Below are 22,832 nucleotides of genomic sequence, written 5' to 3' on the forward strand. Positions count from 1 at the left end.
TATTTTGCCTAACATATTGCCACTTTTTTATACCGAAATATACACTTTTTGGCGATTTAAAAGTACTGTTTTCAACTGAATTTAATCACAAGTTATTAACAATCAAATTGTTAATTCATTTTTAAGGAATGACTAAATATAATTCTCCACTGATTGTTAATTCTGATGCTGTAAAGTCCCGATAAATTTCCACTTAATTTTTCTAGATGGTTCGCTGGTGGAATTCTTAGGTCCGCTAAATTTTGAGAGTTATTAATCATTCTCAATTTTCGTCTCGCAACATTTTGAATTTCACTCGGTAATTTTCTCGATTGAATTCCGTCCCAGATTTTTTCTGTTTCTTTATCTCCAAAACTTTTAATCACAGCTCAAATTTTAAATACTAACGCCAAAGGTAAGTAATTATTTTTTTCTGGGCAACGTAATGTGGCATAACTGTTTGCAGCTGCAAGAAGGGTTCAATCAAAAGAAAACGTTCGTAAAAGTATCGGAATCGCACAGCAGGATTTTTATAGCCTATTGTTTGCGCTAGCAAAGGGATTAATAACTATTATTTTCATTAAAAAACCGTATGCTGTTAGTTAGGTTTAGAATTGACTTCAAGTTTCTTTATTAGCTTATAACACCAAATCAATGGAATAAGACCCAAAATGCCAAATGAGCAATCGATAAGTCTCCAATAAAATGGAATGCCTCTTATTACACCTGCAATTAATGCTAATGGAATAACCATAAGACAAGCAATAATTCCAAATTCAATTACCCAAATATTTTTTACTGGATTTTTTAAAGGTCCGATAAAAGCAACGGCAATAACAAGATGAGCAAAAGCAAGCCAATCAGTCCCATAACTTAGAAATGGAAATTTAGTATTGGTATCTTTCACAGCAAGATATACATCAGCTAGCCACTTTGCAATAAAATCCGGAAATATTGAGCCGTTCTCGTTCAAAATTTGAAGTTCTGTTTCAATTGGAAATGCAGTAATTCCACTTAATGTTAAGAAGACGATAAATACTATAATAATTATTTTTATTCTTCTAATTATTCTTTTGTCGTCCATTTTTTTTGAGTTCAATTATTGTTATTGAGTGACTGTGTTTAATTTTTTTTGTTTATCGCGCAGCTGAAGTTTTCAATATTTTTTTCATAACCATTTACTTTCACTTTCTGTTGCATCTAAAATGTCAATATCCAATGCTAATTTAAAATGTTCTGCAACTTTAAACACATCCATTTTATCGTCAGTTTTATAAAATGTTATATGTTTATTTCCTTTGTAAAATAAGTTTAAGATTATAATATCATTTTTAAATGTTCCAATTGTCGCTCCATAAGAACTTACTTCGGTTGCTTCTTTCGTTTTGAATACTGAAACATATTCAAATTTTGGACAAGGTTGCCATTTTCCAAAATTGATTCCGAAAATTGATTTTACAGTTCTATACGTTTTGTTTTCTAAATTTATTTCAGAACCTTCGGTTGAAATTAAATTTATTCCAATTACTAAAACCATTAATCCTACAAACATACTATCCGTGAAAAATATTCCAATTCCTGCAATTATTAAAACTATTGCTAATACTTTTTTCATTAAAATTACTTCTCGCAAGTAAATCATTGTTGCCATCGATTTCTATTCTTTTTATGTTTTTACTTTTCTTTCAATTTTCTGCGACTCCCCCTGCTACCGCTCGAATTTCTTCGTGTGGTTTTTCGAATTAATTTGTTAGGCTGTAACACTTTTGTAATTCCTACTCATTTCTTACACTTTTCAAATTTACTACTAGCATCAGCTTTCCACGCGAAGGGATTGACTTCGTTGAATTTCATTTCGAGCGGGAGCGGGGATCGGAGAAGCTATGAAAAGTAAACGAACAATTTACTGAAAACTAGCCATGAGATTAAGCAAGTGTTATGAGAAGTGCTACGGTTTTACTCTAGTGATTTTATTATCTTTTAGAATCACAAGTTCGCTGTTCATTTTCTTTTTGAACTCGATCAATTTGTCATAAACTTTATCCATTCCTTCCAAAATTTTAGTTTGGTTCGGAGTCATTTTATGTGTTTCCATGATAATAGTTTTTAAGTTTATTGAATTTGGTTTCGCTAAAAATATCGATTTCAGTTTCCAAAGTTTTTTTGGCAATTAAATCATGTTTTCCTTCGGAGTTATCAAATATCATAACTTCGTCAGCAATTGGGAGATAAATTTCAAACAGATTTTTTATTCCATTTAGATATCTACGTTTTATAACTTCAGTTTCAATATTATGTCCACCTTCGTAAACTCTTGTTTTAACTCTTTCAATTGCTAACTCTACATTTTGTAGCCAAAAGAATAAAAGTGTAACACTATAATTTTTGCTTTTCGCTGCTGCAATTTTTGATTTGTAGCTTTTAGTTGCTAATGTAGTTTCAAAAGCAAAGTTTTCATTGGTTTCTAAAAGTTCGTTTATTCTGTTCAGCATTATTCTACCAGCTTCGAACGAAACTTTTTCCGGTTGAAAAGGCGACAAACCTTTAGCGATTTCATCTGCGTTTACAAACTCTTTACAATCTAAAATCTCAGGCAATATAGTAAAAGAAGCAGTCGTCTTTCCAGCTCCGTTACAACCTGCAATTATGTAAAGATTCTTTTTCATAGTTGCAAATGTAATTAATTCAATTTTTAACGGCTATTTCTTGGTTACGAATTTTTCAAAGCATTTCGCATAACATTTGGCCGCTTGGCGATGTGGTGGATTAAAGAAGCCTTATCTTTCGGTTAATGACTAATTTTCCAAGTACAAAACCAACTTAAAATTAAACCTAAACCCGCCACATTGCCAAAAGGCGGTTATGCACAGTGCCTTTGTCAGTCCAAATCAATTACTTCAAATACGTATTCATCCAATTCAACCAAAGCCTATCTCGTTCCATCTGGGTTACGGGGTCGGAGGCATTGTGTGCAGGTATTGGCCAACCAATAAATTTTGTAACTGTTCCGTTATCTATTAATGAATGATATAATTTATACGATTGTGTAACGGGAACTCTAGGGTCACCGACATTTGCCAAAATAAGTGTTGGTGCTTTTATGTTTTTCGCTTCAGTTATTGGAGATTGATCTATATATTTTTTCATATTATCGCCAATGTAAGGTGAACCACCCATCGCATCTGCCCAGGCAACATTTGCATCGCTAAAATTGTATTGATCGAGCCAATCTGTAACTGCTGCACCTGCCATTGCCGCTTTCCAGCCGCCATAATGACCAGCTAACCAAACGGTCATAAAACCGCCATACGACCAACCGCTGACGCCTATTTTATCGTTATCAATCATTCCTGCAGCTTTGAGTTTCTCTAATCCCGCCATCACATCTCGTCCTGCACCAGCACCCACACCTTCTAAAATCGCTAATTTATATTCACTTCCTAAATTGTCGCTTCCTCTATAATTGGGTTCAAAAACAAAGTAGCCTTCATTTGCAAAAATTTGTGGCAATCTTGCAAATTGCTCTAATGAAGCCGATGCTGGTCCACCGTGTATCACTAAGACCAATGGATATTTTTTGCCTTTTTCGTAATTAATAGGATAAGTTACGATGCCGTTATGCTTGAAGCCGTCATTTTCCCAACGCAGGGTTTCGGTTTTACCATAAGTCAACTTGCTCACTTCACTATTATAATCTGTTAATTGTACTGTTTTTGAAGTGGTCGATGCCATAAAATATAATTCAAGCGGTTTGTTGGGCTCTGTTCCAGTAAAAGCAATTGCCCCGGTTTTGCTAATGCTAGCGTTTAAATTAGAACAAAGATTTCCTACATCAATCTTTGATGATTTTCCATCTAAACTGATGTTATACATAGAAGTTGTATTATCGTTGTTGCCACCAACCAAAATGTTTTTGCCATCGGGCATCCAAGCTTTAAAACGAAAGTCTATGTCTAGTTGCATTGCAACCGCTTTGCCTTCGCCGCCTTTTGTATCTGTAACCCATAATTGATTTACATTTATACTATTATCATCTTTTTTATACCAATACGATATTTTACTAGCATCGGATGAAAAATCCGGAACTCCTTCTAGTTTTGATCTTTTTGTTAATGGTTCAAAGGTTCCATCGGCAAGGTTTAAAACTTGAATAGTTATAAATCTCCCATCACCAGAATAGGCTGAAACTACTTTTAAAAATAAAATGGTTTTCCCGTCTGCTGACCACGAAAATGGGGCTGGTGGTGGACTTGGTTGTATTACTTGTGGCAAACTCCAATCGCCATCGGTCAATCTTTTATCTTCCGCAGTTGTTGTGTTAACCAACCAAATGTGGGCAGGTTGCGGTTGACTGCCTACAAACATATCGTTATTGGCGATTTCAAAAGCGGTAAAACCTTTTTCAATTTCGGCTTTGTTTTTAGGTTCATTTGCTGAAGCATAAGCTATGTCTAATGAATTTGGACTCCAAGAAAAATGTTGAACTCCTTTTGGTGCTTTCGTAATTTGCTTTGCTTCGCCACCTTTCATAGATAGAATGAAAATTTGGTTTTGTGCATCTTTAGCTGAACTGGCTTTGGATATAAAAGCCAATTTTTCTCCATTGGGAGACCAGCGCGGACTTGAAACTGAAAACCTTTCTTGTGTGAGAACAGTTCTCTTTTTAGAAGCTACATCTACTAAAACCAATTCTGCATTAGATCGGTTATTTACATAATCTGGTCTTGAAACCACAATAATAATACTTTTGCCATCAGGCGAAATTTGGGGGTCAGCTATACCTACAAACTTGGCGTAGTCTGCTAATTCAAATTTCTTTTGGGCGTAAACATTGCTTTGTCCAAATGCAAATACTAATGTTGTTAAAAAAGTAAATACTATTCTCATATTGTTAATTGTTAAGTTTTGAATTATCCGTGGTCTTTTGGCATTTCTCATAACTCGCATATATACGGATAAAACAACCGCTTTTTGTTCCAAATTGGTACGTTATGCACATGTTTTGGTTTGTTATATTTCCCCCTACTACCCACAAATCCCTTCGTGTGTGTTTTTTTAATTAATTTGTTAGGCTTTAACACTTTTGAAATTCCTACTCATTTCTTACACTTTTCAAATGTAGTACTAGCATCAGCTAGCCACGCGAAGGGATTGACTTCATCGAATTTCATTTCGCGCGGGAGCTTGGGCTGTTTTTAATTCGCACTTGGTATTTTTCCATCTATCCATTCTTGTTGTTGTTGTCCTGCACCACCTAAAAATAAAAAGTTTGAATTATTAAAGTCAATAAGTCCAAATGCGATTACCATATATTTTCCGTCTAAATATTTTTTCGCGGCTTCATTTGGATCGTTAGGTCGTAAATACCCAACAACCCTGACTTTGTCTCCGATCTTATTTGCTTCATTCTTAAACATTAAAGCTGTCCACAAATAATTATCGTCTGTAATTTTAAGTCTATAAAAAGGTGTGTTGTTTCTAGTGTTTTCAATTTTTTCAATTGTCCCATTAAACGCTACTACCTTGCCGTCAAATTTACTAAGTTCATTTTCGTTTCCTTCTTGAATATTTGTCGGGAAAGATTTGGAGGTTGGTTTAATTGTCGGCGAACTACTTTGTCCAAGTAAATTTGTCACCGATAATGTTAATAGTAAAATTGAAAGTAATGTCCTCATATTGTTATTATTATTATTATTATTCCGTTTTGTCGATGTTATTGTCGTGGCAAGTAAAATCCCTGCTACCCCACGAATCCCTTCGTGTGGTTTTTTTTAAATTAATTTGTTAGGCTGTAACACTTTTGTAATTCCTACTCATTTCTTACTCTTTTCAAATGTAGTACTAGCATCAGCTTTCCACACAAGAACTATTTTATAAATCCTCACGAGCAGATGCAAACATTCCTTTTTTACGGTTTATAATTTTTTCTTCTTTGGCTTTTCTTTTGTAAATAAATCTGCTGTATATTTCTCGTATAACTCAAACAGGTAAACTATTTACATTATTTAGTTCACTTCTATTTTTTCCAATTTAGCTGTTGAAGTTGTAAAATATTCATCGTTACAAGAATAATAAATCAAACCATCATCACTTGCTCTTACTTTTACTTTTTGAAAACCATTATCGTTGAAACAACTTTCAAAATCAAAATCGCGATAATGTATTGCACCATAACCAAATTTTATTTCTTCTTTGGTTGGATTCCTCCAATATGCTAATGTTTCCGGTTTTATCTGGCATTTACTAATATGTATTCCCATTATTTCTTTTTTTTAGGTTTATCTGCGGTAAATAAATCAGCAGTATATTTTTCATATAAGTCAAATAAATACGCCATTCTGTTAGCTTCTGTGGTAAAAGCAACACTTCTATAAGCCAAATCTACAGCTTTGTCTAAATCGTTATGAGCTTTTTTTAGATATGGCGGCATTGACGATTGATCATATAATTCAGCAAGTGAATTTGAATTAAACTCGTTTCTAATATTTATAATATTTTGAGCTTTTTCTTCTATAGCTTTGATTTGTTTTTCGGTAAGATTTTCTGGAAATGGAAAATTATTATATCCTAAAGTATTAGAATATCTTATTCTTCCTTCCAGCTTACCACAGATGTTCTGAATCCAGATATTGTGCATTAAAGATGAAATTATGCCGAATTCAAAAATAGTTGCGTTTGGTAAAATAAAAGATGAATAATTTGCAATTATTTCTTGCGTTAAAAAACCAATAGGAATATATTTTCTTAACTCAGAAGATACTACAGGAATCATTAAATAATCACTTTTTGGCTGTCTGTCTTCCATAAATAAAGTAGGTGTTTCAGCCCATTTTCTTGTTGCAGTTTTTGGACTACTTTCTCTAAAAGTTCTAATTCTTTCAACACGTGATTTTATATCAGGATTATTTTTTATATCAGTTGGTTTTGCATCCTTTAACCATAAACAATATCTATGATAATTATTGATGAGTTCATCTGAACCGATAAATTTTCTAACTAAATAAGACTGTTCAGGAAAACTAGTTTTAAATTCCTCAACTTCTGTATCTGAATTAAAAATAAAATTACCATCGTCAATAGCCGCATTACCTTTCATCATTGATGAACGATTGTTTAATGGTTTTGTTCGTGGCAGAATAAAAATGTCCTTTGCTTCTAATAGATATGGATTTATATGTGATACAATTCTTTCAGTTGGATTACTTTTAATATTCTCATACTCAAATAAAAGTTTTTTTGAAATATCAAATTTTGCAAAGCCTATGATTACACAGTATACAGCTGCATTTCCTTTTGCTTCATTGCTCCAACCAAAAGTTTGATGTGCAAAATGAATGTATATTTTTTCTGTATTTATTAGCAATTGCCACAGTGTTGGAACTTGAATTCCCTGGCATACTGAATTTGTTGACACAAAAGCAACTTTAATATTAGTATTGTCTATAAATCTAGATGCCTTGTAATACCAACAAGCTACGTAATCTAAAACACCACTATTTATTTTGTCTCGAAACACAGCAATCGTATCTTCTTTTTGTTCTTTTGATTGATTTCTTGAACCATAGAATGGAGGATTACCAATAATATATGAAAGTTGTTCTTTTGATATTACAGTTTCCCAATCAACTTGTAAAGCATTTCCGTGAACAATATTTGCAGATTTTTTTAATGGCAAACGTGCAAAATATTGACCGAATTCGTTACTAATTAACATATTCATTTGGTGGTCGATTAACCACATTGCCACTTCGGCAATTCGTGCTGGAAATTCTTCATATTCAATGCCGCACATCATATCGACATCGAGCCAAATAATTTCGGAAACATCCAAAAATCCTTGTCCGGATTTGTTTAATGCACGTAGAACTGCAATTTCTAACAAACGTAATTCTCTGTACGTAATTACTAAAAAGTTGCCGCAACCACAGGCTGGGTCAAGAAACTTTAGTAAACTAATTTTTTTGTGAAACTCTGGAAGTTTGTTTTTGTTGTTTTTTATGCTTTCGAATTCCGCCCAAAGTTCGTCAAGAAATAAAGGTTTTATGAGTTTTAAAATATTGGTTTCGCTGGTGTAATGTGCACCCAAATTTCTGCGTTCTTTCGGATTCATTACGCTTTGAAACATTGAACCAAAAATGGCAGGAGAAATTTTGCTCCAATCGATGTAACAACAATCTAATAATGCGCTGCGCATTTTGGTATCAAAACTTGCCATTGGCAAGATTTCTTGAAATAGTTTTCCGTTTACATACGGAAATTCGGCTAATTGCTCGTCAAGGTTTTTGAAACGTTTTCCATTTGGCGTGTCGAGAACTTGAAAAAGTTCTTGCAATTTTGGGGCTAAATCACTTCCGTCTTCGTTCGTACGATGCGTAATGTAATCTTGAAATTGTTCTTTATTGAAAATGGTAGTGTCTTCGGCAAAAAGACAAAATAGTAAGCGAACCAAATACACTTCTAATGGATGACCATCGTAACCAATTTCTTTTAATCGGTCGTGCAATTTTCCCATTAATTCAGCCGCTTTTATGTTGGCTGGATCTTGTTCTTTGTACACTTTTTTTTGATAGCCCAGTAAAAATCCAAAACTATTAACGTTGTTTACTAATTCTGAAATTTTGAATTCAACAACTTTTTCTTCTTCTAAATCGTAAAGTTTGAAGATTTCAAAATCGGAAACTAAAATGTATTTCGGTAATTCGTGTTGTTTTAAACCGTGTAGATACTCTTTGGCTTGCTGAAATGCTTTGTCAAGATTTTTTCCTCGACTTTTCATTTCTATTAAAATTGTTCCTTTCCAAAGTAAGTCTATATAACCATCACGTTCATCCAGTTTTTTTACTCGATGCTCAAAAGTTGCCACTTTCTTGCTGTAAATTCCAAAGATGTTAAAGAATTCTACTAAAAATGGTTTGGCATCTGCTTCTTCGTTAGAATATTCTGCCCATTCTTTAGAAAACTTTACAGCTCGTTCTTTGATTTCGTTCCAACTTAATGCCATAATTTTACTTTTTCAAAACGCTAAAGTAATGATTTTTTTAGATTATTTTTTGGTGTTTTCTTTATGTGTTTCGTGTTGCTTGAGGGTTAGAAGTCCGCGCTGTCCACACAAGAACTATTTTATATATCCTAGAGATCGGGCTTGTTATCGTAATTTTTCAAAATCTTTTCTCGTTAACAAATATGTGTCATTATTTAGAAATAGAGGAAACATTTCTGTAAAATAAGGAATGTCTTCACTTCCAGATTTTATTGTAATATAATTAAGCCCTCTTAAAATTTCAACCCAATATCTGATGATTTGGGCAACATACAATTGTCGATATTTTCTATTAGCATTTGCCATTCCAGTTCTTATACTGGATTCTTCAATTGTTGTTATAGCACCACCTGTTTCACTTGAGAACAATACCATACTATTTCCGCCTAGAAATTCATTAACAAATTTAGCATTTTCTAAAATTTTATTTTTTGTGTAATCTGTAACTCTTGAGTTGTATATTTCGTTTTCAACTTTTGTATACCATTCTGAAACCGGATCACTTTGAGATTTGCTTTGCACAATAAAATTAATATTAGAATATCTATCTCCTTTTGCAAACCGCGACAATATTGATAGTATATCTTGATGTATTTGAGAATCTAAATTTTCAAGAAAATTAAAGTCTAAATTATGGCGCGCAATTATTTCTTTGGACTTATGATATAACTTTTCTAAATCATGACCAAAATCATTTTTTAAAGTATTTTCATCTGGAAAAGTACCATCATGAGTTAGATAATAATCAACAATTAAAGATAACTTTCCAATTCGTTCTATGCCTGTAGCAAGTGATGTAAATGAAGAGAAGTAAATTCCTTTTTTTGCGTAATTTACTTTACCAATTTGCGTCACGCCAGAAGCTAAAATCTCAGAAGTGAATTGAGCTTCATTCAATAAAGTTGTAAAGTTCTTACTAAACATATCGTTGATTTACCCCGTTAGTACTGGATTTTCGCTCGTATACGCGCTAAATTATTATCTTCTTGGACTGGATTTACGTACAATCATGATGCATTCACTAGCGTTTTTAGAAACCTGATGCGTGCTCGAGCAGAAGTTCGGTTTTTAGTCATCGGTCAAGGGTTTTATCATTTCAACATAGTTTATTGGTTTTGCTAAAACTGGAACATTGTCTAATGTTTTTCCGTGTTCAAAAATTTGTCGCCAATAGTCGTAGTTCTTTTTACCTGCAAAAATTGTCCCAGCCATACCGCGGTCTTTCCAAAGTGGTAATGATTTTAGGTTTTTTACGAAGTTGGTAATGTTAGTCCAAAGTTGGTCGTCAAACTTTTGCTGGAATACTGAACTCTTGTTGAATTTTTTTCCTGTGTTGCTAAAATAATTATTTATAACATCACTTATGTAACTTAACCAACTTATCAAAATTTCTTCTTTGCTCATACGATAAGCAATAAGATGATTGTCCGAAATGTCAATATCTTTTCCATCAACTATTTTGCTTTCAATTCTTGCAACACCTATTTCTGGTTGAAAATAAGACACATAAATTTCGTCTGCAAGAATGTTTAATAATTTAATTGCTTGCGAAATTTCTAATTCTCTTGGATTAAGTCCTTCGTCAGATTTAAAATTTATTGGTGTTGCAAGCAGTTGTTTACTGTCAATGAAAATTGTCAAAAAGGACTTATCAAAAGCACTATAAGAAATTGGCAATTCTTTTGCTTTACCATCTCGGTCAATGTAGTCTTTCAATTTATTTTCATTAGCTTCTGTTATTGAATGCTTGATGCTGTCGATGATATATTTTTTAATATTAGCGTTGTCACCTTTGAAATAATCCACCAATTTTTGTTCAGAAAACGTAAAATCGTCTTCTTTAAAACTGTGGTCTTCTTGATATTTTTTTATTCGTTCGTAGTAAAGTGTATTGTTTAATTGTCGCATTACCGATTTGTCAAAAGCTATTTGGCTTAAAACGCTTCCTGCATTTGTGTTTGTTTCTGTCAGCCTGTCGATGTCAGGCTCAATAAATACTCTAATTAAAATTCGTTTGTTGCCTAATAAAATTTGGGCTACAGCTTTATGCTGTCCATCAAATATTTTAATTTTATTATTTTCAACACGTCCTAAGCTTAAATGTAATTGGGATTTTTCTTATCGAATTCCTTTACCAGTTTGCTAATGCTGTTGTTTATTCCTCTTGGGTTTATTAATTCATCGTGATAAATGTATTCAAGTGGAAATGAAATGAAGCAAGTTTTTTCATTTGATAAAAAGTCTGTGTGGACATCTGTTTCATATATTTTGTTGTCGCCTAATTCAGAAAAACTGTATGAAAGTTTATCTCCTTTGATTGTATACTTGAAGTCATACTTTGAGCCACTATAAGCCACTAAAAGTTGTTTTAATGATGCAGATTTATTTTCTGCTTGCTGAGTGTCCTCTTGTATCTTTTTGAGTTTGTAAAGAGTCCTTGCAATTTTCAAATCTGCGTCCTGCTTTGATTTATTACAACTTTCGTGAGTTACTGCAAAATTCTCTTCGCTGTCTTTACCTTTGTTAGCCAAAGGTGTAATATGGTCGATATTTGTCGTATGAAGTTTTAGGTCTATAAGCTCATTACAAATGAAGCATTTGCAGTTTTGAATGTTCCATAACTTTTCTGTCAATTGGTCGTAGTCTTCTTTTGATAACGATTTTAAGTATTTTGATGCCATATTTTGCTTTGTTATAGTTCCCAAATATATAAAAAAAACTTAAAAATAATATTCCTACAAAATTATTATTACATCCTTTTGTGATAATTTATCCAAAACACCAGCATTTTTTTTAAGGAATAGCCGTATTTCAACTATTTACGCCCACCTTTTCACTATGTAGTAGCCAGTTTTCTCTCAGATATAAAAACTTTCTAGTTAGGACTACTACATTTTCACTCCGCAATAGCAAATTTTCAGTCCGTACTAGTAAATTTTCACTCCGTACTAGTAAATTTTTAGTCCGTGTGAATATCTTTTCAGTCCGTGTGAATATCTTTCGTAAATTTTTACACTTAAATCAAAAAAATTGTTGTAACAGTCAAAAAGCGCATCATCCGAAATAAAATTCCATGTATCACTATCAATGTATTGCTGGTAGTCAATAAAATAGTTGTAAAAAAGTAAAAAAAAGTTTACAGTTTAAAAATTTTATATCTACTTTTGATCAAGCACTCAGTACTAACTATAAAACTTTATTATTATGGCAAAAAAAGAAATGATTGTAGCAAAATTTAATTTCGCTTTTAGTTTTCTAAAGCAATTGGCAGATGAATTGGTAGGATTAATTGAACGAGACCTTGCAGAATTTACCGATCGGGGTTTTACTGCAACGAAAAAAACAGCATTGCAAGCCGCGATTGATGCTGTTGAAAATTTTCCGACCGATGAACAGTTGCAGGGTATAAAAATCAGCACCACTCAAACCAAAGATGCCGCAAGAGCCAATCTAGAAACACAGATGCGTACCGTGTTTTTGGCGGCAAAAAACACCTCTGGCGAAAAAACAGGAAAGTTTAGAGAATTTGGCGATGTCAACCTGACCAAGCAAACCGATTCAGACTTGGTGCGAAGCGCAAAAGCAATGATTGCTACTGCCACAAAATATGTCACTGACCTTGGTGGCGAAGGCATTACTGCAGCAAAGATTGCCCTAATGACCACCACCCGAAGCGAACTGGATAAGGCTATCGACAAGCAAAAGAACGCGATAAAAGACCGCGACAACGCTACCGAAGCGCGAATTATTTTGGCTAATGAATTGTATGATTTAGTGGTTCGCTATGACGATACCGGCAAAGATATTTGGGTCACCAAAAGCGAAGCAAAATACAACGACTATGTTATTTACAACACCCCAAGCGGTACAGACGAATCAGTCGTTCCACCCGTAACGCCATAAAGTATCGAAGTTGTAGCATTGAAAAAGCCCTGTTTTTTTTTTAAAAAACAGGGCTTTTTTGTGGAGTTAAAGGAGCGGGTGTTGTGCGGCTTGTAGCCGCAACGAAGTTTAGCTGTTATAGGCAGGTTTTATTTTGTTACGCAATTTTGTTCGTATAGTTCCACAATTCTACCGTAACCATTCTTCTTAAAATCATCTTTGTTAATTAGTTTGACTAAAGTTGGACATTCTTTTCCAAAATGTTTTTCAACAATTGTCATAAAATATTTCCAAGAGTTAACTGTAATTGAAAAACCACTTGCATCTGCTTCGTAAAATTCTAACGAATAATCTTGTCCTTCTCGGTTTAAATATAAATTTCCCGAAGAGGTAAAACTGCCAGTAATTGTGGCTCCACCTATTGCGCCACCACCAGCGCCAGTTGTCATAAACCACGCTGAATACAAATTTATCTTGCCTTCTTTTACTACTTTAACACAAGCCCATTTTTTGTGGGCTCTAAAAGAATTATCCTTACTAAAAATATTAAAATAAGCCAAATGAGTAATAGCAAATTTTACTTCTTGTCCTTTTTCATTATAAACAATAAAAGACTTAATTTGCTCTAAAGGATACTTTTCGGTACTTCCTTTTTCTTCTAATCTAAATTTAATTTTATTATTTTCGGAATCGTCAGGTATCTCTATAAATCCTTTTTTTGTCGAATTATCAGTAAAAGTCATAGTACCAGAATGAAACTTTGCAGAAGAAACAAATGGAATTAAAATTAAAAGGCAAATTAGTTTTCTCATTATTTAATTATTATAGGTTGTCTCTATTTTTCGTTTTTTCGGCAAAATATCTGCCACTGTTCGGCTGCCAGACATAGTCGCGGCTTGGCTAACGCGTTTTTTCTATTATAGAAAAAACGAAAATAGGAAAAAAAATCACAAATCACCGAAAATCAGCGATTGCGTTTGACAGCTGTTATAAGCCGTTTTTATCACAATCAGAATAATTTGTTTCTGGAATTTTAGCATTTATAAAAATAGATAAATACTCTGATGTAGGAACGAAACTTACACTTTGTACAGTTGGCATACAAGTATCACACAACTCATTCGCCTTATATTGAAATTTCAAAAATTTAAAGAATGCTAAAAGCGCATCATAATGAGAAGCTGAATTAGCCATTCTAATTTGAAATTCTCCATTTTCTTTTGCTCCACTAAGGATAAAACTGCCTAAAATAAATGAAACTTTTTTATCATTTGTTTGAAATGATTTTGTTTTAAGTTTCATAGAATAATAGAAATAATCAACTTCATCTATTGTTGTCCCATAATCTTCATCCTTGTTAATTTTATAGTAACTATTAAAATGTTTTGATAAAGACTTTGAATAAATTGTTCTTTGCTCAAATACAAAATCATCATCATTGAAATATTTATTAATTGAATCTAAAAAAACCGATCTTACTTGTTTTTGGGAGCAATAAAAATAGGTAAGGTAAGTTGCTTCTTTTGGATTATCTAATGGAACTTGTCGACCATTATAGTCGTTAAATAATCCTATTATAAAACTACTTGGGTCAAGTTTAAATTTCTTTTGAGCTAATAATGTATTAGCTGAAAGTAAAACGATAATTAGAATCAGTTTTCTCATAAAATTTCATATAACTACTTAATAAACGTATAAAATTACCTTTTTGTTTGTCTCCCCCGCTAGCGCGTGGACAATGTCATTAAGTTAAGCTTTATTTGTCATTCTGACGAAGGCAGACCCGATAGCTTGCTCGAACAGGCGAAGCAATCTAGTATTAGTTGCTCTCGTTTGTTGAGATTCTTCCTTCGTCAGAATGACAAAATCATCGACAAAATCTCTTAACTTAATGTCATTGAGTGCGAGGACCGCCTTCCTCGTTAATAGTATCACTTACCCCAAATCTCCACTTGTTTTAAGAGCAAAGCCTCTGGTTTTTCAGGATGTGTTTGCAGTCGGACATAACGCAGTTGGCGACCCGGAATTAGCGCACCCGAAACGAAATTGGTGATTTTTACTTCCCAAGTTTTTTCGGCTTTGGTAGATTTTATGATTTCTGTCCAATCGTTACCGTTTACCGAGACGCTGATCGTTAAGGTCGCCATTTTATTTCCCGAAGCATCCGCATTTTTTACAAACACCCCCGTTACTTTCTTCGATTTTCCGAGGTCAATAACCACAAAAGGAGCCGCTTCCCTATTGGTTTTTATGGCGAAAGGTTTGGTTTGGTTGGCGGCAAGAAGACTGTTACCGCCGTCCGCAGGCATTTCCGGGGAAGTAGAACTTAATTGTACTGTTGCATTTCGGGAAATAATAGCGCCGTAAGTAGCGGTATCAATGGCAAAAGTACTTCCAAGGTCTTCTACCGAAAGAGAGGGCAAGCCGTCCAATGATTCGTTCATTGTTAGCTCCACGACCAAATCTCCTTTTATGGTTTGGTCGCCGGGAATCGTCAAGGAAAGCAAGTTTGCCTTTTCTTTAAATACAACTGCCTCTCCGCTAACCAATAGTTTTGCAGCCCTAACTTTGCGATTTGGAATAGCAGGAAGAACTAGCGGTCCCGTTGGTCGATTGAACAAATGAATGTAGGCTTTATTTCCTTTATGCGTTGAACCGCCCCACGAAACTGGTTTCCAAGGACCACCACGAGTACCATAAATAGATTCGCCATTTAAGCTGAGCCAATCCCCTATTTCAAACAAACTTTGTTTCTGACCTTCATCAAAAGCACCATCCCAATGCGGACCCCAAGACGACAATAGATTGCCATTGCCGCAAGCCGCACCGGCAAGTAAATGCAATAAATGTTCAAAGGAATGCGCAGGTTTACCAGTGTAACTCCATGCATCCGCAATAGGAATGCACGACTCCCACGGACGCCAATCCTGAAAAGCACCCAAATGTCCTTCGGGCGTATCATAATCGCCTGGCAACGAAGCACGATTGTTGATTACGATTCCCGGTTGGAGTTCACGAATCATTCGGGTTGCATTTTCGGCATCCCACATTTCTTTTGTAAACATACCTTCCCAAGAAACAGCATCCCACCACCACATATCAATTTTGCCATATTTGGTGCATAGCTCCCGAATGGCATTTTTCATGTAGGCTAAATACTGCGGATGGCGCGGTCCCAGCGTACTGGTTTCTCCGGGATTTAATGTCCAATGCACACCATTCATTTTGGCCTTGTTTAGATCTAATGGTTGATAATCGGGATGGTACCATTCGCGTTGTGCAAAATAGAACCCGATGGGCATGTTGGCATCGTGACAAGCATCTACTAATTCTTTGAGATAATCGCGACCAAAAGGCGTGTTCGTAATTTTAAAATCGGAAAACGCCGTATCCCACATGTGAAATCCTTCGTGATGTTTTGTGATAACGACTATATACTTAAACCCGGCACGCTTCGCAATAGCAACCCATTCTTTAGCATCATATTTTTCGAGTTTCATATCGTTGCCCCAAGTCGTCCATTCTTCGGTTCGTTGCTGTCCGTTGGCCATGATGCTGGGTGCATCCGGTGCATACCGATTGGGAATGCTTACCCAAGACAAATCTTTATTGGATTTAGCGGTAATACCAAACGTTATGAACATGCCGTAGCGGCGGTCTTGCCATTCCTTCATCGCTTCCGCTGAGGCGTAATTAGAACTGTCCCAATCGGCTTTGGTGAAATGTTCGAAACGAACGCCCCTTAAATCGCCAGTAGGAAAATCATCCCGAACTGCGGATTGCGAAAACATCGTTGATGCTATTCCCAGCATCACCATGAGAGGCAAACACGACCGCACTATTCTTTTCACTTTTTTAGAATTCATCTTTAAATTTTTAGTATTACTTTTTACTTATAGCAAAATGTTATTCTATAGTATAACATTGTAAATTTAAAGATATAATACTTCTTTTTACAACAAAATATACTAATCAAAATAAATAAGTGATTTTAACTACTTTTGAGAATTAGGAATGCAATACTATGGTCCTTGAATTAAACCTTACAAAAAGTTATTAGTCTTAAAAAAATAATTTTGCAAATTGAGTACTATTCAAAATGAGTTCAGAACAATTTATGACCAAAACAAAGTGTTGGTTTATAATGTTGCGCTCAATTATTTGCAAAACAGAGAAGATGCCGAGGAAATCACGCAGGATGTGTTTGTACAAGTGCATCATTCTTTAGCCCAATTTAAAAAAAATTCAGAACTAAAAACTTGGATTTATCGCATAACCATCAACAAATGCTTGGATTTCATTAAACGTAAAAGCAGCAAAAAGCGTCTTTTTATTTTTGGAAAGAAAACGGATAACGAATTTGAACTGCACAATATTTCCAACTTTGAACATCCCGGAATCTTGTTGGAAAACAAAGAAAAAGCGGAGATGCTGTACGGAATCATCAATGAATTATCCGAAAACCAAAAAGCAGCCTTCATCCTTTCTAAAATGGATGGTTTATCGAATCCTGAAATTTCAGCCATTTTAAAAGTTAGTATTTCATCCGTGGAGTCCTTGATTTTCAGAGCAAAAGCCAGCCTTAAAGAAAAATTATCAAAAAATTTTGAAGTCTATCGCAAGAAATAGTACTTAATATCGTCTAATGTAAATAAGAACAGAATTGAAAGATTCTGAACTAAATTCAGAATAAATGCAAAAAGAAGAATGGATCAATGAAGTTTTAAAGAGCACCGACGGAATGATAAAAATCAGTCCCGATGATGCGCTGTTTTTTAAAATTCAAAACAGGATTAACGATAATAAACTTTCCAGTCGCTGGATTTGGCTTGCCGCAGCTTCCTTCGTTATTTTAGTATCGTTAAATCTGAAGTTTGTGTTTGGCAAAGCCAATAGCAAGGAAAGCCAAACCGAAGTTCTCGCGGCAACAATTACAAAATCGAATCAACTTTATTAAATCGATTATGGATAAAATTAAAATATTAACCTATGCAGTGATCGCACTTTTAGTGCTTAATCTGGCAACCATTGGATTTGTGGTTTCTAAACCTGGAGCTGGAAACCGAGCGGAACCTCGGGAAATAATCATCGAAAAATTACATTTGGATGAAAACCAACAAAAAGAATATGAACAATTAATTGATTGGCATCGTGGCCAAATTAATGAACTAGATGAAAAAATTCGGGAAACCAAAAAGGAATTGTATGCTCAACTGCTAAAAAATCAGATTGAAAAGAAGACAAAAGATAGTTTAATCACTACTATTGCAGTGTACCAAAAGCAAATAGAAGCCACTCATTTTAAACATTTTCAAGACATTAAAAAATTATGTCGAAAAGATCAATTGCAAAATTATATTGATTTAACAGCAGAACTTTCAAGACTATTTTCACCAAAACCACCAAAACGTGATTAAAAAAATTGGTCTTTTTTTAAGTATTACTAGTCTCTTTGTCCAACTGACTTTTGCTCAAAATGCAAAGGATTCATTGGTGATGCATCTTCATTTAAAATTTGACAAGCAAGACTTTGAATGGAACAAAAAATATATCTCGGCCAAAAATGACAGCTTGCAAATCGATTTGTTTAAATTTTATATTTCTTCCATTTCAGTTCAATTTTCAGATAGTTCCATTTTCACTCAACAAAATAGTTATCATTTAATAGATAGTGAAAGCCCAAAGTCGCTAAGGATTCCGCTCTGCCTAAACAAAAAGAGTAGCATTAAAAAAGTAATTTTTAATCTTGGTATCGATAGTTTAGCGAGTACTTCTGGAGCTTTAGGTGGTGATTTAGATCCTACAAAAGGAATGTATTGGGCTTGGCAAAGCGGCTACATCAACTTGAAAATAGAAGGTAAAAGTTCCAGTTGTACCACTAGAAAAAAGGAATTTCAATTTCATATTGGCGGGTATTTAAAACCACATTATGCGATGAGACAAATTGTTTTGGAACCCAATAATCCAAAATCAACTATAGATGTTACTGTTGATTTAGCGGCTATTTTTTCGAAAATAGCACTTTCCAAGACGAATAGTATTATGATTCCTTGTAAACAAGCTATGGAAATAGCCGATTTTAGTGTTAAAATGTTTACCGTAGAATGAAAATTCAATTGAAACATATGGTATCAGTAGGGATTTTAATCACAGTAGCTTTTACTGTAAATAAAACCACGCCACTCTATTTTAAGGTTCCAAAAGGGTGGCCAAAACCGCATTACGATTTTTCAAAAAACCCGTTAACCGAAGAAGGATTTCAGTTGGGACGAAAATTATTTTATGATCCCATTTTATCTAGAGATAGCACCATATCTTGTGCCAGTTGTCATTTGCAAGCTACTGGTTTTACTCACGTTGACCACAGTTTAAGTCACGGAATTGATGGCAAAGTTGGCAATCGAAATTCGATGACGTTAATGAATTTAGCTTGGAGTAATAGTTTTATGTGGGACGGTGGCGTCAATCATTTAGACGTTCAACCCCTAAATCCGATTACAAGTCCAGTAGAAATGGATGAAACTTTAGAAAATGTAGTACGCAAACTTCAAAGAACAGAAAATTATCCAGTATTGTTTGAAAAAGCATTTGGTAGTACGAAAATTACGGGACAAAAACTTTTAAAGGCCATTTCGCAATTTGAATTGCAACTGGTTTCATCTAATTCGAAATACGATAAAGTGATGCGTAAAGAAACTGAATTTACGGAACAAGAGCAAAATGGGTATCAAATGTTTAAAACCAACTGCGCTTCTTGCCATACTGAGCCTCTATTTACTAATGGAAAATTCGAAAATAATGGTTTGGAAATTGACACCACCTTAAATGACTTGGGAAGAATAAAAATGACACATCAAAAAGAAGATTATTTGCGATTCAAAGTGCCAACATTGCGAAATGTTCAATTTACTTTTCCGTATATGCACGACGGAAGATTTAAAACATTAACCGATGTGGTTAAACATTATAATTCAATCAGTGAAAATACTATTTTGCCCAAAGAGTTATCAAAACCAATGCATTTATCCGAGCACGATCGCGTTGATTTGGTCGCTTTTTTGAAGACCTTAACAGATCAAGAATTCCTTTTTAACCCACGTTTTTCCTATCCCAGAGAAAATAATTAACAATGAGTGCAAGAATATTTTTTTTAAATCGTCTAAATACTAAACACAAACTCTAAACTAACCAACAATGAAAAAAAATGTATTAATTCTATTTGCTGCAGCTATAGGAAATTCATTAATAGCGCAAACCAATCCAGCGATAACCTCTTGGTTGAGAAATACAACTTCTATTACAGGAAGACATTATGTATCTGGAAATTCTACGCCAATTGTCGATGCCGTTTTGGCCAATGTACAAAAAGTTCAATATTCGACTGATTGGGTTTACGTGACCACAAACGGAATTCCTGCCTACATTACAGGACCATTTCTGGATGGAAACCCTTCATTGGCTACCACAAGAAATGGCGCTATATTTCAAATTCCACTAAACCCCACTAAAAATACGGGAACAGCAACAGCAACAAAAGGCGGAAATATCGGCCAATTCATAAATGGTGTTGCTCTATTTGATTATCGTGATGGTGTGGCTTGGAATCCAACTACTAATGCACTTTGCGGTGGCCCAGGAAATAGTCCGTGCCCTGGAGGTCCAGGGGCTACAAATGCTTGGAATAGAGATGCTATTCCTGCTGAAAAAGCTGGTTTTGATTGTGCTAAAGCGCATCCCGCCATGGGCAATTACCATCACCATCAAAACCCAAGTGCTTTCAATTTGGACTTAGTAGTAACTTCAACGATATGCAGCACCTACCCTTCCGATGGTTTGTATGTAATTAATAGTACTCAACATGCACCGCTGTTGGGTTTTGCTTATGATGGTTTTCCTATTTATGGGGCATATGGATATGCTAAAACAGATGGTACTGGCGGAATTACAAGAATAAAATCAAGTTATCAAATAAAATCATACCCAACAGGTCTTCGAACAAATGGGCCTTCAATCAACCAAATAGTGGGAACACAAACCATGTTTAATGGCTATTTTAGAGAAGATTATGAATACATTGCACACACTGAATCCGATTATTTAGATGTACATAATGGTCGTTTTTGTATCACTCCCGAATACCCAAACGGAACTTATGCCTATTTTACAACGGTAGATGCCAATCATAATTCGGCTTATCCCTATGTAGTGGGTCCAACCTATTACGGAAATGTAACCGCCTCCAAGGTTAGTTCAATAGTAGAAACCACGTTGACCTATAGTCCGGTATTAAAGAATCCTAATTTCGATGCTACTGCTTTAAATATTTTAGTATATCCCAATCCTGCACAAGATTTTATTGCCATTCAATCTCAAATGAATGCTTCTAATTTAAAAGCTGAATTAATCGACGAGTTGGGAAAAATAATTCAAACCAGAGAATTGTTGCAAGGAAGCACCTTATGCATTTTTGAAACCGAAACGTTATACAATGGCATTTACTTGGTGAAAATTTCAGATAATTCCAAACAGAAAACTTATAAAGTTATCATTCAAAAGTAAATTGTGTTCAAACGAAAATCTATAAAAATCAAACAATAAAACCTCAATTATTTATGAAAGTAAACAGAAATTTAGCCATTAGCGAAAACGGATTTGTTTTCAATCCAACCACCGGAGACAGCTTTTCGGTAAACGAATTGGGTGCACTAATCATCAATGAAATTAAAACTGGGAAAACCAAAAAGGAAATTATTGAAACCATTTCCCAAGAATTTGAGGTCGAAAAATCAACCATTGAAAAAGATTTCAATGAGTATTTGAATGTTTTAAGCAACCATCAATTAGTTGAAAACAATGACTAAGCGAAAAATTACGGTAGCCGTAACGGGACTTAACAACATTGACAGTCCTGGACCTGGAATTCCTGTAGCAAGAGCGCTAAAAGAAAGTGAAGTCTATGACATCCGAATTATTGGATTGTCGTATGAAACATTGGAACCAGGGATTTATATGAAAGAATTTGTAGATAAAACCTACCAAATTCCTTTGCCGTCGGCAGGAACCGCCGCTTTAAAAGATCGATTGGAATATATAAATTCAGTTGAAAATATTGATGTACTTATTCCCAACTTTGATGCTGAATTGCACAATTTTATCAAAATTCAAGACGAATTAAAGTCGGTTTTTAATATTGCAACCGCTTTGCCGAGCGCCGAACAATTTGAGGAAAGACACAAATCGGCTTTGAGTGAATTTGGCGAGAAATATGATGTAGATGTTCCTAAAAACAAAATGATTTTTAGTGCCAACGAAATCCAAAATTTGTCTAAAGAATTCTCTTATCCACTAGTGGTTAAAGGAAAATATTACGATGCTTCCATTGCTGCTTCGCCCGAACAGGCCATCAGTTATTTTCATAAAATAAGTGCAAAATGGGGTTTACCTATTATTATTCAACAATTTGTTACCGGAAATGAAGTCAATATTACTGCCATTGGAGACGGAAAAGGAAACTGCCTTGGCGCTGTTCCGATGCGCAAATTGTACATTACCGATAAAGGAAAAGCTTGGGCCGGTGTGTCATTGGAAGATGATAAATTAATAGATATTGCTCATTCCGTTATCGCAAAATCAAAATGGAAAGGTGGTTGCGAATTGGAATTTATCAAGAGTAAAGAAGGAGTTTATTATCTTTTGGAAATGAATCCAAGATTTCCTGCTTGGGTATATTTAGCCAAGGGTTGTGGTCAAAATCATCCTGAATCATTAGTAAAAATTGCTCTTGGAGATAAAGCAGAAATCCAAAAAGAATATGAATCCGGAAAAATGTTTATTCGCTATTCTCAAGATTTAATAGTTTCTATGAAAGATTTTGAAAAGATAAGCACACTAGGAGAATTCTAGTTTAATGAAAAGTTTAAGATTGTTTAAA

General features: G+C 34.4%; 24 protein-coding genes. 9 read left to right on the top strand and 15 right to left on the bottom strand.

What is annotated here, in order from left to right:
- Nucleotides 1-110 precede the first annotated feature (110 nt).
- The 12 genes from RMO83_RS06715 to RMO83_RS06770 all read right to left on the bottom strand — a co-directional run bounded on the left by RMO83_RS06715 (nucleotide 111) and on the right by RMO83_RS06770 (nucleotide 11,700).
- Complete coding sequence (locus RMO83_RS06715) at nucleotides 111-365, bottom strand: type II toxin-antitoxin system RelE/ParE family toxin (protein ID WP_310558906.1); 255 nt, start codon at nucleotides 363-365, stop codon at nucleotides 111-113.
- Nucleotides 366-577: 212 nt separating this feature from the next.
- On the bottom strand, nucleotides 578-1,063 hold the full coding sequence (locus RMO83_RS06720; RefSeq protein WP_310558907.1) for a hypothetical protein: 486 nt from the start codon (nucleotides 1,061-1,063) through the stop codon (nucleotides 578-580).
- Between the two features lie 84 nt (nucleotides 1,064-1,147).
- Nucleotides 1,148-1,630, bottom strand: coding sequence for a hypothetical protein (locus RMO83_RS06725; RefSeq protein ID WP_310558908.1), 483 nt, complete (start codon nucleotides 1,628-1,630; stop codon nucleotides 1,148-1,150).
- Between the two features lie 297 nt (nucleotides 1,631-1,927).
- The gene (locus RMO83_RS06730) at nucleotides 1,928-2,074 is read right to left on the bottom strand and encodes a hypothetical protein (protein ID WP_310558909.1); all 147 of its coding nucleotides are present in this window, start codon (nucleotides 2,072-2,074) and stop codon (nucleotides 1,928-1,930) included.
- A complete protein-coding gene (locus tag RMO83_RS06735; RefSeq protein ID WP_310558910.1) occupies nucleotides 2,061-2,645 on the bottom strand; it encodes a zeta toxin family protein in 585 nt (194 codons plus the stop codon). Before RMO83_RS06735 ends, RMO83_RS06730 begins: the two co-directional genes overlap by 14 nt.
- Before the next feature lie 226 nt (nucleotides 2,646-2,871).
- Nucleotides 2,872-4,866 (bottom strand): S9 family peptidase, encoded by a 1,995-nt coding sequence (locus RMO83_RS06740; protein WP_310558911.1) that lies wholly within the window; start codon nucleotides 4,864-4,866, stop codon nucleotides 2,872-2,874.
- Nucleotides 4,867-5,174: 308 nt separating this feature from the next.
- Nucleotides 5,175-5,654, bottom strand: coding sequence for a hypothetical protein (locus RMO83_RS06745; protein ID WP_310558912.1), 480 nt, complete (start codon nucleotides 5,652-5,654; stop codon nucleotides 5,175-5,177).
- 330 nt (nucleotides 5,655-5,984) lie between these two features.
- On the bottom strand, nucleotides 5,985-6,239 hold the full coding sequence (locus RMO83_RS06750) for a hypothetical protein (protein ID WP_310558913.1): 255 nt from the start codon (nucleotides 6,237-6,239) through the stop codon (nucleotides 5,985-5,987).
- Entirely contained in the window at nucleotides 6,239-8,980 is a 2,742-nt protein-coding gene (locus RMO83_RS06755) for a DNA methyltransferase (RefSeq protein ID WP_310558914.1), read from the bottom strand. The genes RMO83_RS06750 and RMO83_RS06755 overlap by 1 nt, the downstream gene beginning before the upstream one ends.
- A 144-nt stretch (nucleotides 8,981-9,124) precedes the next feature.
- Nucleotides 9,125-9,943 carry a hypothetical protein gene (locus RMO83_RS06760; RefSeq protein ID WP_310558915.1) on the bottom strand — a complete coding sequence of 273 codons (819 nt, stop codon included), beginning with the start codon at nucleotides 9,941-9,943 and terminating at the stop codon, nucleotides 9,125-9,127.
- 144 nt (nucleotides 9,944-10,087) lie between these two features.
- The gene (locus RMO83_RS06765; RefSeq protein WP_310558916.1) at nucleotides 10,088-10,927 is read right to left on the bottom strand and encodes a hypothetical protein; all 840 of its coding nucleotides are present in this window, start codon (nucleotides 10,925-10,927) and stop codon (nucleotides 10,088-10,090) included.
- Between the two features lie 188 nt (nucleotides 10,928-11,115).
- Nucleotides 11,116-11,700: an HNH endonuclease signature motif containing protein gene (locus RMO83_RS06770; RefSeq protein WP_310558917.1), complete on the bottom strand. Its 585-nt coding sequence runs from the start codon at nucleotides 11,698-11,700 to the stop codon at nucleotides 11,116-11,118.
- 523 nt (nucleotides 11,701-12,223) lie between these two features.
- Between RMO83_RS06770 and RMO83_RS06775 the strand changes: the two genes are divergently transcribed.
- The gene (locus RMO83_RS06775; protein WP_310558918.1) at nucleotides 12,224-12,922 is read left to right on the top strand and encodes a hypothetical protein; all 699 of its coding nucleotides are present in this window, start codon (nucleotides 12,224-12,226) and stop codon (nucleotides 12,920-12,922) included.
- A gap of 128 nt (nucleotides 12,923-13,050) precedes the next feature.
- On the opposite strand, the gene RMO83_RS06780 is transcribed toward RMO83_RS06775, so the two are convergent.
- From RMO83_RS06780 to RMO83_RS06790, 3 genes are all read right to left on the bottom strand, one after another.
- Entirely contained in the window at nucleotides 13,051-13,713 is a 663-nt protein-coding gene (locus RMO83_RS06780) for a hypothetical protein (protein ID WP_310558919.1), read from the bottom strand.
- Nucleotides 13,714-13,888: 175 nt separating this feature from the next.
- Nucleotides 13,889-14,566 carry a hypothetical protein gene (locus RMO83_RS06785; RefSeq protein WP_310558920.1) on the bottom strand — a complete coding sequence of 226 codons (678 nt, stop codon included), beginning with the start codon at nucleotides 14,564-14,566 and terminating at the stop codon, nucleotides 13,889-13,891.
- Between the two features lie 266 nt (nucleotides 14,567-14,832).
- On the bottom strand, nucleotides 14,833-16,767 hold the full coding sequence (locus tag RMO83_RS06790) for an alpha-L-fucosidase (protein ID WP_310558921.1): 1,935 nt from the start codon (nucleotides 16,765-16,767) through the stop codon (nucleotides 14,833-14,835).
- A 217-nt stretch (nucleotides 16,768-16,984) separates the two neighbouring features.
- Between RMO83_RS06790 and RMO83_RS06795 the strand changes: the two genes are divergently transcribed.
- The 8 genes from RMO83_RS06795 to RMO83_RS06830 all read left to right on the top strand — a co-directional run bounded on the left by RMO83_RS06795 (nucleotide 16,985) and on the right by RMO83_RS06830 (nucleotide 22,804).
- Nucleotides 16,985-17,530: an RNA polymerase sigma factor gene (locus RMO83_RS06795; RefSeq protein WP_310558922.1), complete on the top strand. Its 546-nt coding sequence runs from the start codon at nucleotides 16,985-16,987 to the stop codon at nucleotides 17,528-17,530.
- 64 nt (nucleotides 17,531-17,594) lie between these two features.
- Nucleotides 17,595-17,858, top strand: coding sequence for a hypothetical protein (locus RMO83_RS06800; RefSeq protein WP_310558923.1), 264 nt, complete (start codon nucleotides 17,595-17,597; stop codon nucleotides 17,856-17,858).
- Between the two features lie 7 nt (nucleotides 17,859-17,865).
- Nucleotides 17,866-18,318 carry a hypothetical protein gene (locus RMO83_RS06805; protein ID WP_310558924.1) on the top strand — a complete coding sequence of 151 codons (453 nt, stop codon included), beginning with the start codon at nucleotides 17,866-17,868 and terminating at the stop codon, nucleotides 18,316-18,318.
- On the top strand, nucleotides 18,311-19,009 hold the full coding sequence (locus RMO83_RS06810; RefSeq protein ID WP_310558925.1) for an MbnP family protein: 699 nt from the start codon (nucleotides 18,311-18,313) through the stop codon (nucleotides 19,007-19,009). The genes RMO83_RS06805 and RMO83_RS06810 overlap by 8 nt, the downstream gene beginning before the upstream one ends.
- The gene (locus RMO83_RS06815; protein ID WP_310558926.1) at nucleotides 19,006-20,028 is read left to right on the top strand and encodes a cytochrome c peroxidase; all 1,023 of its coding nucleotides are present in this window, start codon (nucleotides 19,006-19,008) and stop codon (nucleotides 20,026-20,028) included. The genes RMO83_RS06810 and RMO83_RS06815 overlap by 4 nt, the downstream gene beginning before the upstream one ends.
- A gap of 67 nt (nucleotides 20,029-20,095) precedes the next feature.
- Nucleotides 20,096-21,460, top strand: a complete 1,365-nt coding sequence (locus RMO83_RS06820) for a YHYH protein (protein WP_310558927.1) — start codon at nucleotides 20,096-20,098, stop codon at nucleotides 21,458-21,460.
- A gap of 53 nt (nucleotides 21,461-21,513) precedes the next feature.
- Entirely contained in the window at nucleotides 21,514-21,762 is a 249-nt protein-coding gene (locus RMO83_RS06825; protein ID WP_310558928.1) for a PqqD family protein, read from the top strand.
- A complete protein-coding gene (locus tag RMO83_RS06830; RefSeq protein WP_310558929.1) occupies nucleotides 21,755-22,804 on the top strand; it encodes an ATP-grasp domain-containing protein in 1,050 nt (349 codons plus the stop codon). The genes RMO83_RS06825 and RMO83_RS06830 overlap by 8 nt, the downstream gene beginning before the upstream one ends.
- Nucleotides 22,805-22,832: the final 28 nt, after the last annotated feature.

Origin of the sequence: Flavobacterium sp., assembly GCF_031423415.1 — a bacterium.
Classification (GTDB): domain Bacteria; phylum Bacteroidota; class Bacteroidia; order Flavobacteriales; family Flavobacteriaceae; genus Flavobacterium.

Coding starts and splice junctions, on each gene's coding strand:
- RMO83_RS06720 (WP_310558907.1), bottom strand. CDS start 1,063: ATGGACGACAAAAGAATAATTAGAAGAATAAAAATAATTATTATAGTA.
- RMO83_RS06725 (WP_310558908.1), bottom strand. CDS start 1,630: ATGGCAACAATGATTTACTTGCGAGAAGTAATTTTAATGAAAAAAGTA.
- RMO83_RS06730 (WP_310558909.1), bottom strand. CDS start 2,074: ATGGAAACACATAAAATGACTCCGAACCAAACTAAAATTTTGGAAGGA.
- RMO83_RS06735 (WP_310558910.1), bottom strand. CDS start 2,645: ATGAAAAAGAATCTTTACATAATTGCAGGTTGTAACGGAGCTGGAAAG.
- RMO83_RS06740 (WP_310558911.1), bottom strand. CDS start 4,866: ATGAGAATAGTATTTACTTTTTTAACAACATTAGTATTTGCATTTGGA.
- RMO83_RS06745 (WP_310558912.1), bottom strand. CDS start 5,654: ATGAGGACATTACTTTCAATTTTACTATTAACATTATCGGTGACAAAT.
- RMO83_RS06750 (WP_310558913.1), bottom strand. CDS start 6,239: ATGGGAATACATATTAGTAAATGCCAGATAAAACCGGAAACATTAGCA.
- RMO83_RS06755 (WP_310558914.1), bottom strand. CDS start 8,980: ATGGCATTAAGTTGGAACGAAATCAAAGAACGAGCTGTAAAGTTTTCT.
- RMO83_RS06760 (WP_310558915.1), bottom strand. CDS start 9,943: ATGTTTAGTAAGAACTTTACAACTTTATTGAATGAAGCTCAATTCACT.
- RMO83_RS06765 (WP_310558916.1), bottom strand. CDS start 10,927: ATGCGACAATTAAACAATACACTTTACTACGAACGAATAAAAAAATAT.
- RMO83_RS06770 (WP_310558917.1), bottom strand. CDS start 11,700: ATGGCATCAAAATACTTAAAATCGTTATCAAAAGAAGACTACGACCAA.
- RMO83_RS06775 (WP_310558918.1), top strand. CDS start 12,224: ATGGCAAAAAAAGAAATGATTGTAGCAAAATTTAATTTCGCTTTTAGT.
- RMO83_RS06780 (WP_310558919.1), bottom strand. CDS start 13,713: ATGAGAAAACTAATTTGCCTTTTAATTTTAATTCCATTTGTTTCTTCT.
- RMO83_RS06785 (WP_310558920.1), bottom strand. CDS start 14,566: ATGAGAAAACTGATTCTAATTATCGTTTTACTTTCAGCTAATACATTA.
- RMO83_RS06790 (WP_310558921.1), bottom strand. CDS start 16,767: ATGAATTCTAAAAAAGTGAAAAGAATAGTGCGGTCGTGTTTGCCTCTC.
- RMO83_RS06800 (WP_310558923.1), top strand. CDS start 17,595: ATGCAAAAAGAAGAATGGATCAATGAAGTTTTAAAGAGCACCGACGGA.
- RMO83_RS06805 (WP_310558924.1), top strand. CDS start 17,866: ATGGATAAAATTAAAATATTAACCTATGCAGTGATCGCACTTTTAGTG.
- RMO83_RS06815 (WP_310558926.1), top strand. CDS start 19,006: ATGAAAATTCAATTGAAACATATGGTATCAGTAGGGATTTTAATCACA.
- RMO83_RS06820 (WP_310558927.1), top strand. CDS start 20,096: ATGAAAAAAAATGTATTAATTCTATTTGCTGCAGCTATAGGAAATTCA.
- RMO83_RS06825 (WP_310558928.1), top strand. CDS start 21,514: ATGAAAGTAAACAGAAATTTAGCCATTAGCGAAAACGGATTTGTTTTC.
- RMO83_RS06830 (WP_310558929.1), top strand. CDS start 21,755: ATGACTAAGCGAAAAATTACGGTAGCCGTAACGGGACTTAACAACATT.